General features: G+C 52.3%; 14 protein-coding genes. All 14 read left to right on the top strand.

Going from position 1 to position 15,323, the window contains the following annotated elements; translation table 11 throughout:
• Window positions 1-38 precede the first annotated feature (38 nt).
• The 14 genes from ftsZ to EL294_RS04505 all read left to right on the top strand — a co-directional run bounded on the left by ftsZ (window position 39) and on the right by EL294_RS04505 (window position 15,310).
• On the top strand, window positions 39-1,121 hold the full coding sequence (ftsZ, locus tag EL294_RS04565; RefSeq protein WP_126465520.1) for a cell division protein FtsZ: 1,083 nt from the start codon (window positions 39-41) through the stop codon (window positions 1,119-1,121).
• 57 nt (window positions 1,122-1,178) lie between these two features.
• On the top strand, window positions 1,179-1,637 hold the full coding sequence (nrdR, locus tag EL294_RS04560) for a transcriptional regulator NrdR (RefSeq protein ID WP_126465519.1): 459 nt from the start codon (window positions 1,179-1,181) through the stop codon (window positions 1,635-1,637).
• A gap of 8 nt (window positions 1,638-1,645) precedes the next feature.
• Window positions 1,646-2,974 (top strand): replication-associated recombination protein A, encoded by a 1,329-nt coding sequence (locus EL294_RS04555; protein WP_126465518.1) that lies wholly within the window; start codon window positions 1,646-1,648, stop codon window positions 2,972-2,974.
• Window positions 2,958-4,343: an asparagine--tRNA ligase gene (asnS, locus tag EL294_RS04550; protein WP_126465517.1), complete on the top strand. Its 1,386-nt coding sequence runs from the start codon at window positions 2,958-2,960 to the stop codon at window positions 4,341-4,343. The genes EL294_RS04555 and asnS overlap by 17 nt, the downstream gene beginning before the upstream one ends.
• A 12-nt stretch (window positions 4,344-4,355) precedes the next feature.
• Window positions 4,356-6,764, top strand: coding sequence for a leucine--tRNA ligase (leuS, locus tag EL294_RS04545; protein ID WP_126465516.1), 2,409 nt, complete (start codon window positions 4,356-4,358; stop codon window positions 6,762-6,764).
• 67 nt (window positions 6,765-6,831) lie between these two features.
• Window positions 6,832-7,233: an RrF2 family transcriptional regulator gene (locus EL294_RS04540; protein WP_126465515.1), complete on the top strand. Its 402-nt coding sequence runs from the start codon at window positions 6,832-6,834 to the stop codon at window positions 7,231-7,233.
• 3 nt (window positions 7,234-7,236) lie between these two features.
• The gene (locus tag EL294_RS04535; RefSeq protein WP_126465514.1) at window positions 7,237-8,475 is read left to right on the top strand and encodes an AI-2E family transporter; all 1,239 of its coding nucleotides are present in this window, start codon (window positions 7,237-7,239) and stop codon (window positions 8,473-8,475) included.
• 108 nt (window positions 8,476-8,583) lie between these two features.
• The gene (gene alaS / locus EL294_RS04530) at window positions 8,584-11,223 is read left to right on the top strand and encodes an alanine--tRNA ligase (protein ID WP_197721082.1); all 2,640 of its coding nucleotides are present in this window, start codon (window positions 8,584-8,586) and stop codon (window positions 11,221-11,223) included.
• A gap of 50 nt (window positions 11,224-11,273) precedes the next feature.
• Entirely contained in the window at window positions 11,274-11,531 is a 258-nt protein-coding gene (locus EL294_RS04525) for an IreB family regulatory phosphoprotein (RefSeq protein WP_126465512.1), read from the top strand.
• Between the two features lie 45 nt (window positions 11,532-11,576).
• Complete coding sequence (locus tag EL294_RS04520) at window positions 11,577-12,518, top strand: aldo/keto reductase (RefSeq protein WP_197721081.1); 942 nt, start codon at window positions 11,577-11,579, stop codon at window positions 12,516-12,518.
• Window positions 12,519-12,932 carry a Holliday junction resolvase RuvX gene (gene ruvX / locus EL294_RS07955; protein ID WP_197721080.1) on the top strand — a complete coding sequence of 138 codons (414 nt, stop codon included), beginning with the start codon at window positions 12,519-12,521 and terminating at the stop codon, window positions 12,930-12,932.
• Window positions 12,933-12,936: 4 nt separating this feature from the next.
• Window positions 12,937-13,182 carry a DUF1292 domain-containing protein gene (locus EL294_RS04515; RefSeq protein WP_164715224.1) on the top strand — a complete coding sequence of 82 codons (246 nt, stop codon included), beginning with the start codon at window positions 12,937-12,939 and terminating at the stop codon, window positions 13,180-13,182.
• Between the two features lie 9 nt (window positions 13,183-13,191).
• Entirely contained in the window at window positions 13,192-13,650 is a 459-nt protein-coding gene (locus tag EL294_RS04510; protein WP_232006451.1) for a Fur family transcriptional regulator, read from the top strand.
• Window positions 13,640-15,310: a ribonuclease J gene (locus EL294_RS04505; RefSeq protein ID WP_126465509.1), complete on the top strand. Its 1,671-nt coding sequence runs from the start codon at window positions 13,640-13,642 to the stop codon at window positions 15,308-15,310. The genes EL294_RS04510 and EL294_RS04505 overlap by 11 nt, the downstream gene beginning before the upstream one ends.
• Window positions 15,311-15,323: the final 13 nt, after the last annotated feature.

The raw sequence follows: 15,323 nt of genomic DNA, 5'->3' as shown, positions 1-15,323 counted from the left end.
GATATCTGTGGCTTTAGGGCGCAATTAGGAGGATGTATATGTTGGATTTTGATATGGACCACGAAGAGTTTGCAAAAATCAAAGTGGCCGGTGTCGGCGGCGGCGGGAATAATGCCGTGAATCGGATGATCAACGCCGGCGTAAAGGGCGTGGAATTTCTGGCGATCAATACCGACCGCCAGGCGCTGAAGAATTCTTTGGCGGAGACGAAGATTCAGATCGGTGAAAAGATCACCAAGGGTCTGGGCGCAGGCGCCAATCCCGATATCGGCGAACAGTCTGCGGAAGAAAGTCTCGACGAGATCCGCGAAGCCTTAGAAGGTGCCGATATGGTGTTTATCACCGCCGGCATGGGCGGCGGCACCGGTACCGGCGCGGCGCCGATTATCGCCGATGTCGCAAGAGATCTGGGCGCCCTTACCGTCGGCGTCGTTACCCGACCCTTCAGTTTTGAGGGGGCAAGACGCACCCGTCAGGCGGAACGCGGCATTTCCGAATTGAAGGACAAGGTAGACACCCTGGTCATTATTCCCAACGACCGGCTGTTCAATATCTCCGACAAAAAGACCACCTTCTCCGAAGCGTTTATGATGGCCGATGAAATCCTGAAACAGGGGATCCAAGGCATTTCCGAGCTGATCAGCGTTCCGAACGTCATCAATCTCGACTTTGCCGACGTAAAGACCGTCATGAACAACAAGGGCATTGCACATATGGGTATCGGATATGCATCCGGGGACGATCGCGCTACCGAAGCGGCGCAAAACGCCGTACAAAGTCCCCTTTTGGAGACCTCGATCTCCGGCGCCAAGTCCGTGCTATTGAACATAACGGCAGGAAACGATCTGGGCATGTTCGAGATGAACGAAGCGGCCGATCTGATTCGCTCGGCGGTCGACGAAGAAGCCAATATTATCTTCGGTGCGGGCATCGACGAATCCCTGAAAGATCAGGTGAAGATCACCGTCATCGCCACCGAGTTCGATCAGGATCAAGACGAAAAGAATGTCGATCGTTCGAAGCGCACCGGAGACGAAGGCAAGGACGAAAAGAGCGGATCCGGCAGCAAAGCTAAGGACGATGAGTTGAATATTCCGGATTTCCTCCGCAGAATGAGATAAAAGAGTTTTTGGCGTATCCTGCGGGATACGCCTTTTGTATTTCAGGAGGTGTGATTTTTGCGCTGCCCGTACTGCCAACATTCGGAGTCGAAAGTCGTCGACTCCCGTCCGACGGACGAAGGCACTTCCATCCGCAGGCGGAGGGAGTGCTTGGGGTGCAACAAGCGCTTCACCACCTACGAACAGGTTGAAGTGGTCCCCATTACCGTGCTCAAAAAAAGCGGCGGTACCGAAGTGTTCGATCGGAATAAGATATTAAACGGCTTGATCAAGTCCTGCGAAAAGCGCTCGGTGTCGGTAGAAGATATGGAGGCCATCGCAGACGATATAGAATCGACCCTGCAGAGCAATATGATCCGCCAGATTACCAGCGAAGAGATCGGCGAGATGATCCTCGCGCGCTTAAAAGACCTCGACGAGGTGGCCTATGTGCGATTCGCCTCGGTGTATCGGCGATTTCAGGATATCGACAGCTTTATGCAAGAGCTGAAGGCGCTGCAGAACAAGAAGGAATAGGGAAGAGGATGGATCTCTTTGAATTTCAAATGCAGGAGAATCTGAAGACGAGCGCGCCCCTAGCCGAGCGTATGCGACCGAGAAATCTGCGGGAATACATCGGCCAGGAACACGTCGCAGGCGAAGGAAAGTATATTCCGCGTCTGATGCAGGCGGGCTTTTTGCCGTCGCTGCTCTTTTACGGGCCGCCGGGAATCGGCAAGACGACGCTCGCCGAGATCGTCGCCCGCGAATCGAAGATGGAATTCGTGCCGATCAGCGCGGTGACCAGCAATGTCAAAGAATTGAGACAGATCCTAAAAGCGGCGGAGGAGCGTTTGGGTGCATCGGGTCGAAAGACGGTGCTCTTTCTCGACGAGATTCATCGCTTTAACAAATCCCAGCAGGATGTGTTGCTCCCCTATGTGGAGCGGGGAAAAGTGGTGCTGATGGGCGCGACCACGGAAAACCCGTACTTTTACGTGAACTCCGCGCTACTTTCTCGGCTGCAGGTGGTGCGTCTTACGACCCTCGACGAAGGCGACATCGAACGCATCGTGCGCCGCGCCCTCGCCGATTCCGAACGCGGCTACGGCGATATGGCGATCGAATTTACCGATGTGGGGTTTCGGCGCCTGATCGAATCGGCGGGCGGCGACGGACGCCGCGCGCTCAATATCCTCGAGGTTTGCGTACTCAGCACCAAGCCCAGTTCGGACGGGGTGATTCGCATCGACGAACAAGACGTCGCCGATTCGACCCTCGAAAAGCCGCGACTCTACGATCGAGACGGCAACGAACACTACGACGCCATTTCCGCCTTCATAAAATCAATCCGCGGCTCCGATCCCGATGCGGCGGTGTTTTATTTGGCAAAGATGTTACAAAGCGGCGAGGATCCCGAGTACATCGCCCGGAGGATGATCATCTCCGCTTCGGAAGACATCTCCAATGCGGATCCGAGGGCGCTCGCGGTGGCGGTGGATGCCTTTTACGCCTTTCGCGTCATCGGGATGCCGGAGGGGAGGATCATCCTCGCGCAGGCGGCGACCTATCTCGCATCCGCGCCCAAAAGCAATCGCAGCTATGTCGCCGTAAATGCGGCAATGGCCGATGTGGATCGAGGAATGGGGACGGTGATTCCGCCCTATCTCAGGGATCAGCATCAGCCTATGGAAGAACATGCCGAGTATAAATACCCGCACAATTATGAGAACGCCTATGTAAAGCAGCGCTATCTTCCCGAAGATATGGAAGAGAAGACCTATTATACGCCATCGACGCGCGGCTACGAAAAAACGATGCGCGCCTATTTGGACCGAATCAAAAGACAGGAGGACGATTTTGGAAATTCGTGAAGTATTGGAAAATTATAAGGAACATTTGGGTGAAACCCTGGTCTTGGACGGGTGGATCAAGACGTCGCGGGATTCTAAAAACTTCGGCTTCCTGCAATTGGGAGACGGGAGCGGCTTCGGGACGATTCAAATCGTCTACGAAAGCGATATCGAAAACTTTAAAGAAATCTCGAAATACCCGATCTACAGTTCCGTACGCGTAGAAGGCGAACTGGTGGAAAGCCCCGGTGCTAAGCAGCCGGTAGAGATCCACGCCGCATCGATTGCGCCGCTTTTTCTCGCCGACGGCGACTACCCCTTGCAGAAAAAGCGACATACCTTCGAATACCTCCGCACCAAGGCGCATCTGCGTCCCCGTACCAATACCTTTCAGGCGGTATTTCGGGTACGGAGCCTGATCGCCTTTGCCGTGCACGAGTTCTTTCAACAGAGAAACTTTATCTACGTGCATACACCGATTATCACCGCATCCGATGCCGAAGGCGCCGGTGAGATGTTTCAGGTAACCACGCTGGATATGGAAAATGTGCCCACCACAGAAAACGGAGAAGTGGACTATAAGGAAGACTTTTTCCACAAACATACGAATCTGACCGTAAGCGGACAGTTGCAAGCGGAGGCCTTCGCCACAGCATTTCGAAATGTCTATACCTTCGGACCGACCTTCCGGGCGGAAAACTCCAATACACAGCGCCATGCGGCAGAATTTTGGATGATCGAACCCGAGATGGCATTCGCCGACTTGGAGAAAAATATGGACGTGGCGGAAGACATGCTCAAATACATCATCCGCTATGTATTCGCCCACGCACCCGAAGAGATGGAATTCTTCAATTCCTTTATCGACAAAGGGGTCATCGATCGGCTTAAAAACGTGGTAGAATCCGACTTTGTGCGGATTACCTATACCGAAGCCATCGACATCTTAGAAAAAAGCGGGCAGGGATTTAAATATCCCGTATCCTGGGGAATCGATCTGCAGACCGAACACGAGCGCTATATCACCGAAGAGGTTTACAAAAAGCCGGTATTTATTCGCGACTACCCGAAGGAAATCAAGGCATTTTATATGCGAGAAAACGAGGACAAAAAGACCGTCGCCGCCATGGACCTATTGGTGCCCGGCATCGGCGAGATTATCGGCGGCTCCCAGCGGGAAGAGCGATTGGACGTCTTGACCGAGAAGATTCGCGATTTCGGCATGCAGCCCGAGGACTACGATTGGTATCTGGATCTCAGAAAATACGGCAGCGTCGTTCATTCTGGCTACGGGTTGGGATTTGAGCGCGCGGTCATGTATATAACGGGCATGAGCAACATTCGCGACGTCATTCCCTTCCCCCGTACAGTCGGCAATGCAGAGTTTTAGAGAGGTGTCGGAATGAAAACTTACGATCCGAAAGCGATAGAAAAGAAGTGGCAAGCGTTTTGGGAAGACCGGGAAGTCTATAAGTCGGACCTCGCCGCGGGCGGTAAGAAATTCTACCCCCTCATCGAATTCCCCTATCCTTCGGGACAGGGACTACACGTAGGCCATCCCCGGCCCTATACCGCCATGGACATCGTGGCGAGAAAGCGGCGCTATGAGGGCGAAAATGTCCTCTTTACCATGGGATGGGACTCCTTTGGTCTGCCCACCGAAAACTACGCGATGAAAAACAATATTCATCCCAAAAAAGTCACCGAAAAAAACGTCGCCAACTTTAAAAAACAGTTGAAGAGTCTCGGGTTCAGCTTCGATTGGTCCCGCGAGATCAATACCACCGATCCGTCGTATTATAAGTGGACGCAGTGGATCTTTTTGCAAATGTTCAAACATGGGCTCGCCTATAAGACAGAAATGCCCGTGAACTGGTGCCCGTCCTGCAAGGTGGGCCTCGCCAACGAAGAAGTCGTGGGCGGAAAATGCGAGCGCTGCGGTACCGTCGTCGTTCACCGAAGACGCAGCCAATGGATGCTCAAGATCACAGAATATGCGGAGCGTCTCCTCGAAGATCTCGACGAAGTGGACTATATCGAAGCCGTTAAAATTCAACAGAAAAACTGGATCGGAAAGAGCGTCGGTGCAGAAATTCGCTTCCGCGTCAAAGACACCGACGAATCACTCGAAGTCTTTACGACCCGCCCCGATACCGTCTTCGGCTCCACCTATATGGTGATCGCGCCGGAACATCCTCTGGTGGAGCGATACAAAGAGCGCATCGAAAATTACGACGAGGTGGAGGCCTATCTGCATGAAGTCGAAAAGAAAAGCGACTTCGAACGCACCGAGATGTCCAAAGAGAAGACGGGCGTCGCTCTAAAGGGATTAAATGGTATCAATCCCGCCACCGGAAAAGAGATTCCGATCTGGATTTCCGACTATGTATTGATGAGTTACGGCACCGGCGCGATTATGGCGGTGCCGGGTCACGACCAGCGGGACTGGGAATTCGCCAAAAAATTTGACCTCCCCATCGTCTGCGTGGTCGAAGGCGGAGACATAGAAAACGGCGCCTATACCGATAATCAAGAGGGAACGATGACCGGTTCCGACTTTTTGGACGGCATGAAGGTCGAAGAGGCGATCCCCGCCATGATCCGCTGGCTCGAAGAAAAGGGACTTGGCCGCAAGCAGGTCAACTATAAACTCCGCGACTGGGTCTTTTCCAGACAGCGCTATTGGGGAGAGCCGATCCCCTTGGTGCACTGTGAAGAATGCGGATGGGTGCCGGTCCCCGAAGAATCTTTGCCCTTGGAACTGCCCGATGTGGAGCAATACGAACCCACCGACAACGGACAGAGTCCCCTCGCCCTGGTAGAGGATTGGGTCAATACCACTTGCCCCAAATGCAATCGACCGGCCAAGCGCGAGACCGACACCATGCCCCAATGGGCGGGAAGCAGTTGGTATTTTCTGCGCTATACGGATCCGCACAACGACGAAGCGCCGGCATCGAAAGAAGCGCTGGATTTTTATATGCCCGTCGACTGGTATAACGGCGGCATGGAGCACACCACGCTGCACCTGCTGTACTCCCGCTTCTGGCACAAATTCCTCTACGACATTGGCGTGGTTCCCACCAAGGAACCCTATAAGAAGCGGACGAGCCACGGCATGATCCTCGGCGAAGACGGGGGCAAAATGAGCAAGAGCCGCGGAAATGTCATCAATCCCGACGACATCGTCGACGCATACGGCGCCGATACCCTACGGACCTACGAAATGTTTATCGGCGACTTTGAAAAGGCCGTGCCCTGGTCGGAAAACGGCGTAAAGGGCTGCCGCCGCTTCTTGGAGCGGGTGTGGAATCTTCAAGACGGCCTCCTCGAAGGGGATCGCTATCGCGACGAAGTGGAAGTGTTGATGCACCAATCCATAGAAAAGGTAAGCCGCGATTACGAAAACTTAAAGGCGAACACCGCCATCGCGCAGCTGATGACGATGGTCAATGCCTTCCAAAACACGGGCGTCAACAAAAGGGAATTTTCCACCTTTTTGATGCTTCTGAACCCTGTCGCGCCCCATATTACCGAAGAATTGTGGGAGATCTGCGAATTGGGCGGCCATCTCTGTGAACAGGATTGGCCGACATTCGACCCGGAAAAGACGGTAGAGGACGTCATCGAAATCCCCGTGCAGTTTAACGGCAAGGTCCGTTTTAAGGTGCAAACGGCAAAAGACGCCTCCAAAGAAGAAGTATTTGCCGCCGTGCGGGCGTCGGAATCGTACGAAAAACAGGTAGAAGGCAAAGAGATCGTCAAGGAAATCTACGTTCCCGGAAAGATTCTGAATATCGTCGTTCGATGATTTGACAGACGGATTCCGTTAGGATATCTTATTCATAGGAATTTACTGGGAATTGGGAGGTGAAGGCATGAAGCTGTCGACACGAGGTCGCTACGGATTGATGGCGATGTATCATTTGGCTGAAAATTACGGGGAAGGTCCCCTATCCGTGAACTATATCGCCGAAGCGGAAGACCTGAGCGTGGCCTATCTGGAACAACTGTTTTCACGATTGAAGACCAGAAAGCTCGTCAAGAGCATTCGCGGCGCCCAGGGCGGATACGTTTTGGCGCGGCCGCCGGAAGAGATCGCCATCGGCGATGTGATTTCCGCCCTGGAAGGGGAGATGTCCTTTTCCTGTTGCAGCGCGGAAGACGAGATCTCCTGTGAGCGCGGGGAAGCCTGTTCCGCCAAGTCCATCCTCGACCGCATTCAGGCGCAGGTGGACAGCGTTTTGGATTCCATGACATTGGCGGATATGAGGCAATAGAGCATGAATCAATTCGATTCCTTTTTTAACGTGGTGACGCCGAATTTTCTCGTTGCGATCCGCGGGATCCTCTTGATCCTTCTGATTGCCTTGAGCATTTACTATTTGGTGAACATCGGCAATCAATACATCGACAGGAATCGCCGCATTCACTTCGACTTTCGAAAAGTCGGGATCTTTTTGGGGCTCGTCTTGGGGATTATCGTCCTGCGGTATGTCTTCAAGCGCTTCCCCGTAGTGGGCACGACCTTGGCGGCGATCGCGATCTCGGCGATGCTCGCCTATATCATCAATCCGCTGGTAAGCGCCATGGAGAGGAAGAATATCCCCCGGCGCATCGGCGTTTTGATCGTATATGTGGGCTTTGTGCTGATGTTTGTCCTGCTGTTCGTCGTGGTACTCCCCAAGACGATCGAGGAACTACGAAACTTCGTCGTATCGTTGCCGCAGATGGTGACAAGCGTAAACGACTGGTTTTTGCAAGCCTCCGATCAGATCGAGAAGATCACGAACCTGGATATGACGCGCATCATGCAGAGCGTGCAGCAACAGATGGAAAAATACCTGGCCGTATTGGAGACCGACATATTGGGGCGGCTCCGCATTATGGCATCGGGGATGTATCAGGCTTTGGGTTGCGCCATCAGCTTTGTGTTGGTGCTGATCCTGACCTATTACTTTACCGTCGACAAGAACCGCATCAAGGTGCGCCTGTACAAGTCGATTCCCGTCCGCTACCGGAGTGATACGATGTATCTTGCGACGGAAATCAACACCGCCATGATGGAATTTATCAAGGGGAAGCTCCTCTTGGCGTTTTTCGTGGGCATTGCGACGATGATTATGCTCTGGATTTTGCAGGTGAATTTTGCCGTCGCCATCGGCCTGATTACCATGGTGGCCGACATCATTCCCTATATCGGTCCGTTTTTGGGTTTTGTCCCGGCATTTTTCTTCGCCCTGATGGATTCCTTTGCCAAGGCGTTTTGGGTGGCGATCCTGTTCGTATTCTTGCAGTGGGCGGAAAACAATCTGCTAGCGCCGAAGATCCTCGGCAAGCGAACGGGTCTGCACCCGGTGGTGGTGCTCTTGTGCATCTTTATCGGGGGCGGCACCTTCGGCGTGTTGGGTATGATTTTGTCGGTGCCGGTGTTTTCGGTATTAGTGATTTTGAAAAATTTTATTCGCATGAAAATCGAAGAAGATCGGCGGAACAAAGAAGAAATCAGGAAAGTGCAATAAAGCGACTGCGGTCGCTTTTTTTGCGCGATCGGATTTTGCGCGAATTGACTTTATTTCCTGCGAACTCTATAATTTAAAACATAGATTTGATATATCATAGGAGGAATTATGAAAGCATTGGGATTACACGAAGTACGGCAAGAATACCTGCGATTTTTCGAGCACAAACAACATTTAATTTTACCGAGTTTTTCTTTGGTTCCCCAAAACGACAAATCGTTGCTTTTGATCGGCGCGGGCATGGCGCCGATGAAGAAGTACTTTACGGGCGAAGCCGTGCCGCCCCGCTCCCGCGTAGCGACATCCCAAAAATGCATTCGTACCGGCGATGTGGAAAATGTCGGAAAGACCGACCGACACGCGACATTCTTCGAAATGTTGGGCAACTTCTCGTTTGGCGACTATTTTAAGCGCGAAGCCATTCATTGGGCCTGGGAATTTTTGACCGAAGTCTTGGAAATCGACGGCGACCTCCTGTGGGCGACGGTCTATTTGGACGACGACGAGGCCTATGAAATCTGGCACAAAGAAATCGGCATCCCCGAATCGCGATTGGTCCGCTTGGGCAAAGAGGACAATTTTTGGGAACTGGCGGTCGGTCCTTCCGGTCCCTGTTCGGAAATCTACTTCGATCGAGGCGAGAAATACGGCTGCGACGATCCCGATTGTAAGCCGGGTTGCGAATGCGACCGCTATATCGAAGTGTGGAATTTGGTATTTACGCAATTCGACAAAGACGAAGAGGGAGAGTATCACCCCCTCGCCAATCCCAATATCGATACCGGCATGGGTCTCGAGCGCATTGCGTCGGTGCTGCAGGAAGCGAACAATATCTTCGAGATCGATGCGATCCACGACATCTTAGAAAAAGTCTGCGAGACCGCCGGCTATCAATACGGCAGCGATCCGCAAAAGGATATTTCCGTGCGCGTAATCACCGACCACATTCGCGCCGTCACCTTTATGATCTCCGACTCCATCATTCCTTCCAACGAAGGGCGCGGCTATGTGGTGCGTCGCCTGACGCGGCGGGCGGCCAAACACGGAAGAAATCTCGGCATCGATGCGGCATTTTTATACAAACTGTCCGCCGCCGTCATCGACTCCTGGAAGATTCGCTACGAGGAGCTCGACGAAAATCGCGACATGATCGAGCGCGTCATCCGCAGAGAAGAGGAGCGGTTTTTGAAGACCCTGGAGACGGGCATGACGCTTTTGGAAGGGGAAGTGGCGCGTCTCAAAAAAGAAGGTTCTCGCCGATTCTCCGGGGAAGATGCCTTTAAGCTATACGATACCTACGGGTTTCCCCTGGATCTCACCAAAGAGATCCTCGAAGAATCCGATATGCAGCTCGACGAAGAGGCGTTTCTGCGTGCCATGGAAGAACAAAAAGTGCGCGCAAGAGAGGCCCGCGACGACTCCGACAATATCGGCTGGTCCGCCGGCGGCGCGATGGCGCCCGAAGAAATCAAAGAGGACATCGAATTTGTGGGATATACGCGGCTTCAAGTTTCGGGCGCTCGACTGCTGCATATTCTCGCAGAGGGCGAGGAGACATACCACCTTCAAACCGGAGAAACGGGCATATTCTACGTAAATCCCACGCCCTTCTATGCCGAAGGCGGCGGACAGGTGGGCGATACCGGTGTGATCGTCGGCGAAGATTTCAAAATCGCAGTGACCGATACCAAAAGCACCAAAACCGGCCATAGCTATTGCATCGGAACGGTAAAAGAAGGCACGGTGGAATTGGGCGATGTGGACCTTTACGTAGACGAAGCGCGTCGCGAAAAGACGCGCAGAAACCACTCCGTTACGCACCTTTTGCACCGGGCGTTGCGCGACGTTTTGGGCGAGCACGTTAATCAGGCGGGGTCTTTGGTGGCGCCCGATGCCATGCGATTTGACTTTACGCATTACGAGGCGATGACACCCGAACAGATTCAAGACGTGGAAGAAAAGGTAAACGCCGAAATCTTCCGGTCCCTGCCGGTGACGACGCGGCTCATGTCCTATGACGAAGCCAAGGAAGAAGGCGCTGTGGGCCTTTTCGAAGACAAATACGGCGATCGGGTACGCGTGGTCAGTATGGGCGAGTATTCCAAAGAACTCTGCGGCGGCACCCATGTGGACAATACCGCGCAGATCGGGATGTTCAAGATCCTCTCCGAAGGCGGCATCTCCGCCGGCGTTCGCAGAATCGAATCCAAGACCGGACTCGGGGTATATGCCTACATGAATGAACTCGATGAGAGACAAAAAGAACTCGCTTCTTTGTTAAAATCCAACGAGGATCAAATCACGGAAAAAATCCGCAACCATTTGGAACGGGAAAAACAGTTGGAAAAAGAACTGGCGAAATTGCAAGCGGATATCGCCGCGAGCAAAATGGATCGAGAACTGGGTGAAACGGAAGAAATCCAAGGCATATCCGTGATTCGGGGAAGCTTTGTCGATATCGGCGTGGAAGACCTTCGGAACATGGCGGAAAAGCGCCGCGACAAAGAAGACGCTTTGGTACTGTTGAGCGCTGAAAACGCGGGGAAGGTGCAATTTGTCTGCGCCTCTCCCAAATCCGCCATCGAAAAAGGCGTGAAGGCGGGCGATGTCGTTAAACGCGTGGCGAAGATCGCAGGCGGTGGCGGCGGCGGCCGTCCCGATATGGCGACCGCCGGGGCAAAAGACGCCGCAAAGATCCCCGAAGCGATGGGAGCACTGGAAGAAATTCTCGCCGAACTCAGAAACTAGTCCCAAGCGCCTCGAATTTGTGGTATAATGCTTGCTATGGAGGAGATTATATGGACAATAATAATTTCGAGACGCATATTTTTGAAAAGATAGAAGGCGACGGAGAAAAAATACGTTCCGGTCTTTTGACGGTATACCATGCGTTGATCGAAAAGGGATACGACCCCATCGATCAGATTATTGGCTATATTCTTTCCGGAGACCCCACCTATATTACGAGCCATAACGACGCGAGAAGCATTATACAGTCGATCGAACGAGACGAATTGCTGGGCGAGTTGTTACAATACTATTTAAAGGAAAAATAGAGATGGGCGATGGCTCATCTCTATTCTTTTGTAGACGGGAGAAGTATGGCGATTTTAGGTAAGACGGGGATCGAAGTATCACCTTTGTGTTTTGGTTCGCTGACATTTTCTAAATTTCAGGCGAATCTTTCCCTGAAAAAGGGCACGGAATTATTGGTATACGCCCACGAAAAGGGTATAAACTTTATAGACACGGCGGAGATTTACGACAACTATCATTTTCTCCGAGAAGCAATTCGAGAGATCGGCCGTGAAAGATGGACGATTACGACAAAGGCGTATTGCTACGATCGCGCGACGGCAGAGGCGAGCGTAGCCAAGGCGCTGAAGGAAATGGATACCGACTATATTGATATCTTTATGCTCCACGAGCAGGAATCGTTGTTGACCCTCCGGGGGCACAAAGAGGCGCTCGAGTGCCTGGCGGCGTTCAAACGCAAAGGGATTATCCGCGCCATCGGCATTTCCACCCATTTTATCGGCTGTGTAAATGCGACGGCGCTCTTTCCCGAGATCGAGATTATCCACCCGATTATCAATCGGGCGGGCATCGGCATACAGGACGGCACCGCGACGGAGATGCTTCACGCCATAGAGGCGCGGCACAAAAAGGGCATCGGCATATATTCGATGAAGGCTTTGGGCGGCGGACATCTAATCGGAAACAGCGCCGAGGCGCTCCGTTGGATTCAAGCGCAACCCCATATCGATGCCACGGCTGTGGGCATGCAGTCCAAGCAGGAGATCGACTATAATGCGGATCTCTTTTTGCGAAAAACCGAAAACGAAGCCGCCTATGATGCGGTATCCAAGAAAAAACGCAAGCTGATTATCGCCGATTATTGTATCGGATGCGGAAATTGTGAACGACGTTGCAAGCAGGATGCCATCCACGTAGAGGACGGACGCGCCGTCGTAGACGAACGCTGCATCCTTTGCGGCTACTGTGCGACAGTCTGCCCGCAGTTTTGTATTAAAGTGATTTAAATGAAAAGACTATTGGGTTTAGACATCGGAAATAAGACCGTCGGCGTCGCCGTTTCGGATCCCTTGGGAATTTTTGCCCAAGGGCTTTTGACCATTCAAAGGACTTCGAAGAAGGCGGATGCGGAGGCGCTTCGAGAACTGATCGACCGATACGCGGTGGAGAAGCTGATCGTCGGTCTTCCGAAAAACATGAACAATTCCATCGGATTTCAGGCAGAGCGCACCATGCGCTATGCCGATTTTTTACGGGAAACTTTGGGCATAGAGATCGAATACGTTGACGAACGGCTGACCACCGCCTCCGCCGAAATGGCGTTGATCGAGGGCGGCGTTCGCCGGGAACATCGAAAGGAACATGTGGATAAGATCGCTGCCGCCATGATCCTTCAGACGTATTTGGATGCGCACAGGTGAGAAAATGAACCGACAGTTGTTTTTTGACGAGATGGGAAACGGCATCAGCTTTATCATTAAGGCCCGTTTTCGCGTCGACGATTGCGACTATATCGCCCTCTTAGATGCGGAACATATCGATTACGGTACTTTTATACTCCGAGAAGAATACGACGAGTCGGGGGACGTATATTATGCCGGCATCGACGAAGAAGAGTATGTACGCGCCATGGAGATCTACGAAGAACTCCTGATAGAACAGGCACAATAGGTGGTAAGTTTGTCAGACAATACATTCAAAAAATTTTTGCAGTCCAAGGGTTACAAATACACGAGACAGCGTGCCGTCGTCATGGAAGTGTTCGCCGACCACGAAGGCGAACACATTACGACGGAAGAAGTGTTTCGCTATGCGGCGGAAAAGATGCCCGAAATCGGCATCGCCACGGTCTACCGCACCGTAAATCTTTTGGAAGAGATCGGGTTTTTAACCGTGCTTTCCTTCGACGACGGCGTAACGCGCTACGAACGGCGCCTGCAAGAAGAAAAGCATGCCCATCACCATTTAATCTGCAAAAAATGTAACGATATTACAGAAGTAAACCTGGACCTCCTGGACAATTTGGAAGAGGAGATCGAAAACAGAGAAGGCTTTCATATTACGGATCACAATTTAAAATTTTACGGAATATGTTCTCATTGTCGAGAGGCCTCGAAAGGAGAAACGAATGAAGAATAACGGTAAGCTTCGCATCATTCCCTTGGGCGGAATGCGCGAAGTGGGAAAGAACATGACCGTCATCGAGCATCAGGACGAGCTGATTCTCGTAGACTGCGGTATGACTTTCCCGGAAGAGGATATGCCCGGCATCGATGTGGTGATTCCGGACATCAAGTATTTGCTGCAGAACAAACATAAAATCAAGGCGATCGTCATCACCCACGGGCACGAAGACCATATCGGCGCCATTCCCTATGTCCTCAAGCAAGTCAATATTCCCATATACGGCACCAAATTGACTTTGAGTCTACTGGAAAATAAGCTGAAGGAACACAGACTCCTCAGGAGCACGAAGATGGTCACCGTCGGATACAGAAAGCCCGTAAAGATCGGGAAATTCTTCGAAGTGGAATGGGTCAATGTCAACCACTCTATTCCCGATGCGGCCGCCCTCGCGATTACCACCCCCGTCGGCGTACTCGTTCACACCGGGGACTTCAAGGTCGACTTTACGCCGATTTCGGGCGATCCCATCGACCTGAACCGCTTGGCGGAGATCGGAAACCGCGGCGTGTTGGCGCTCTTTAGCGAATCTACGAACGTACTGCGCGAAGGATTTTCCATGAGCGAGCGGAAGGTCGGCGCGACATTTGACCGGCTCTTTGCGCTGATGAAGGGCAATCGGATTATCATCGCGACCTTTGCGTCGAATGTCTATCGGATTCAGCAGATCATCACGGCGGCGGAACGCTATAACAGAAAGATCGTACTCAGCGGCCGGAGTATGTTGAATGTCATGGGCATCGCCGAAAAGTTGGGGTATTTGCGCGTCAAGCCCAATACGATTATCGACATCAAGGATATGAATCGCTATAATCCGAAACAACTGGTCTTGATCACCACGGGCAGCCAAGGCGAGCCCATGAGTGCGATGACGCGGATTTCTACCGGCGAGCACAAGCGCATTCAGCTGACCAAGGACGATGTCATCATCCTTTCGGCGCATCCGATTCCGGGGAACGAAAGCGCGATCAACACCGTAATCAACCACCTTTTGGACAAGGGCGTTCGCGTAATCTACGAATCCCTCTCCGAAATTCACGTCTCGGGACACGCCTATCAGGAAGAGCATAAACTGTTGTTGAACCTGTTAAAGCCCCGTTTCTTTATCCCGATCCACGGGGAGGTCAAGCACCTCTTAAAGCATGCGGAAGTGGCGCAAAAAATGGGCGTTCCCAAGAAGAACATCTTTATGTTGGAAAACGGGAACTGCCTGGAGATGACGGCAAACGACGCGCGCATGGTGAAGGATGTCCCTGCCGGACAAGTGATGATCGACGGCTTGGGCATCGGCGATGTGGGCAATATCGTACTCAGAGACAGAAAACACCTCTCCGAAGACGGCCTGATCATCGCCATTATCGCGATGAACCGCAAGACCGGAGATATGGTCTCCGGACCCGATATCATCTCCCGCGGTTTCGTCTATGTGCGGGAATCCACGGATTTGATGAACGAAGTGCGCGGCGTGGTACAAAAATCGGTCATAGACTGCAAGCGTCAGAACGTCAAGGACTGGTCTTCGATTAAGTCGCAGATTCGCGACGACCTGCGCAGCTTTATCTTCAAAAAGACCCGCAGAAACCCCATGATTCTTCCCATTATTATGGATGTGTAATAGCCGGATATTC

The sequence above is a fragment of the Aedoeadaptatus ivorii genome (assembly GCF_900638585.1).
Taxonomy (GTDB): domain Bacteria; phylum Bacillota; class Clostridia; order Tissierellales; family Peptoniphilaceae; genus Aedoeadaptatus; species Aedoeadaptatus ivorii.
The sequence above is the reverse complement of the archived record's forward strand: the minus strand, read 5'-3'. Positions and strand labels throughout refer to the sequence as shown.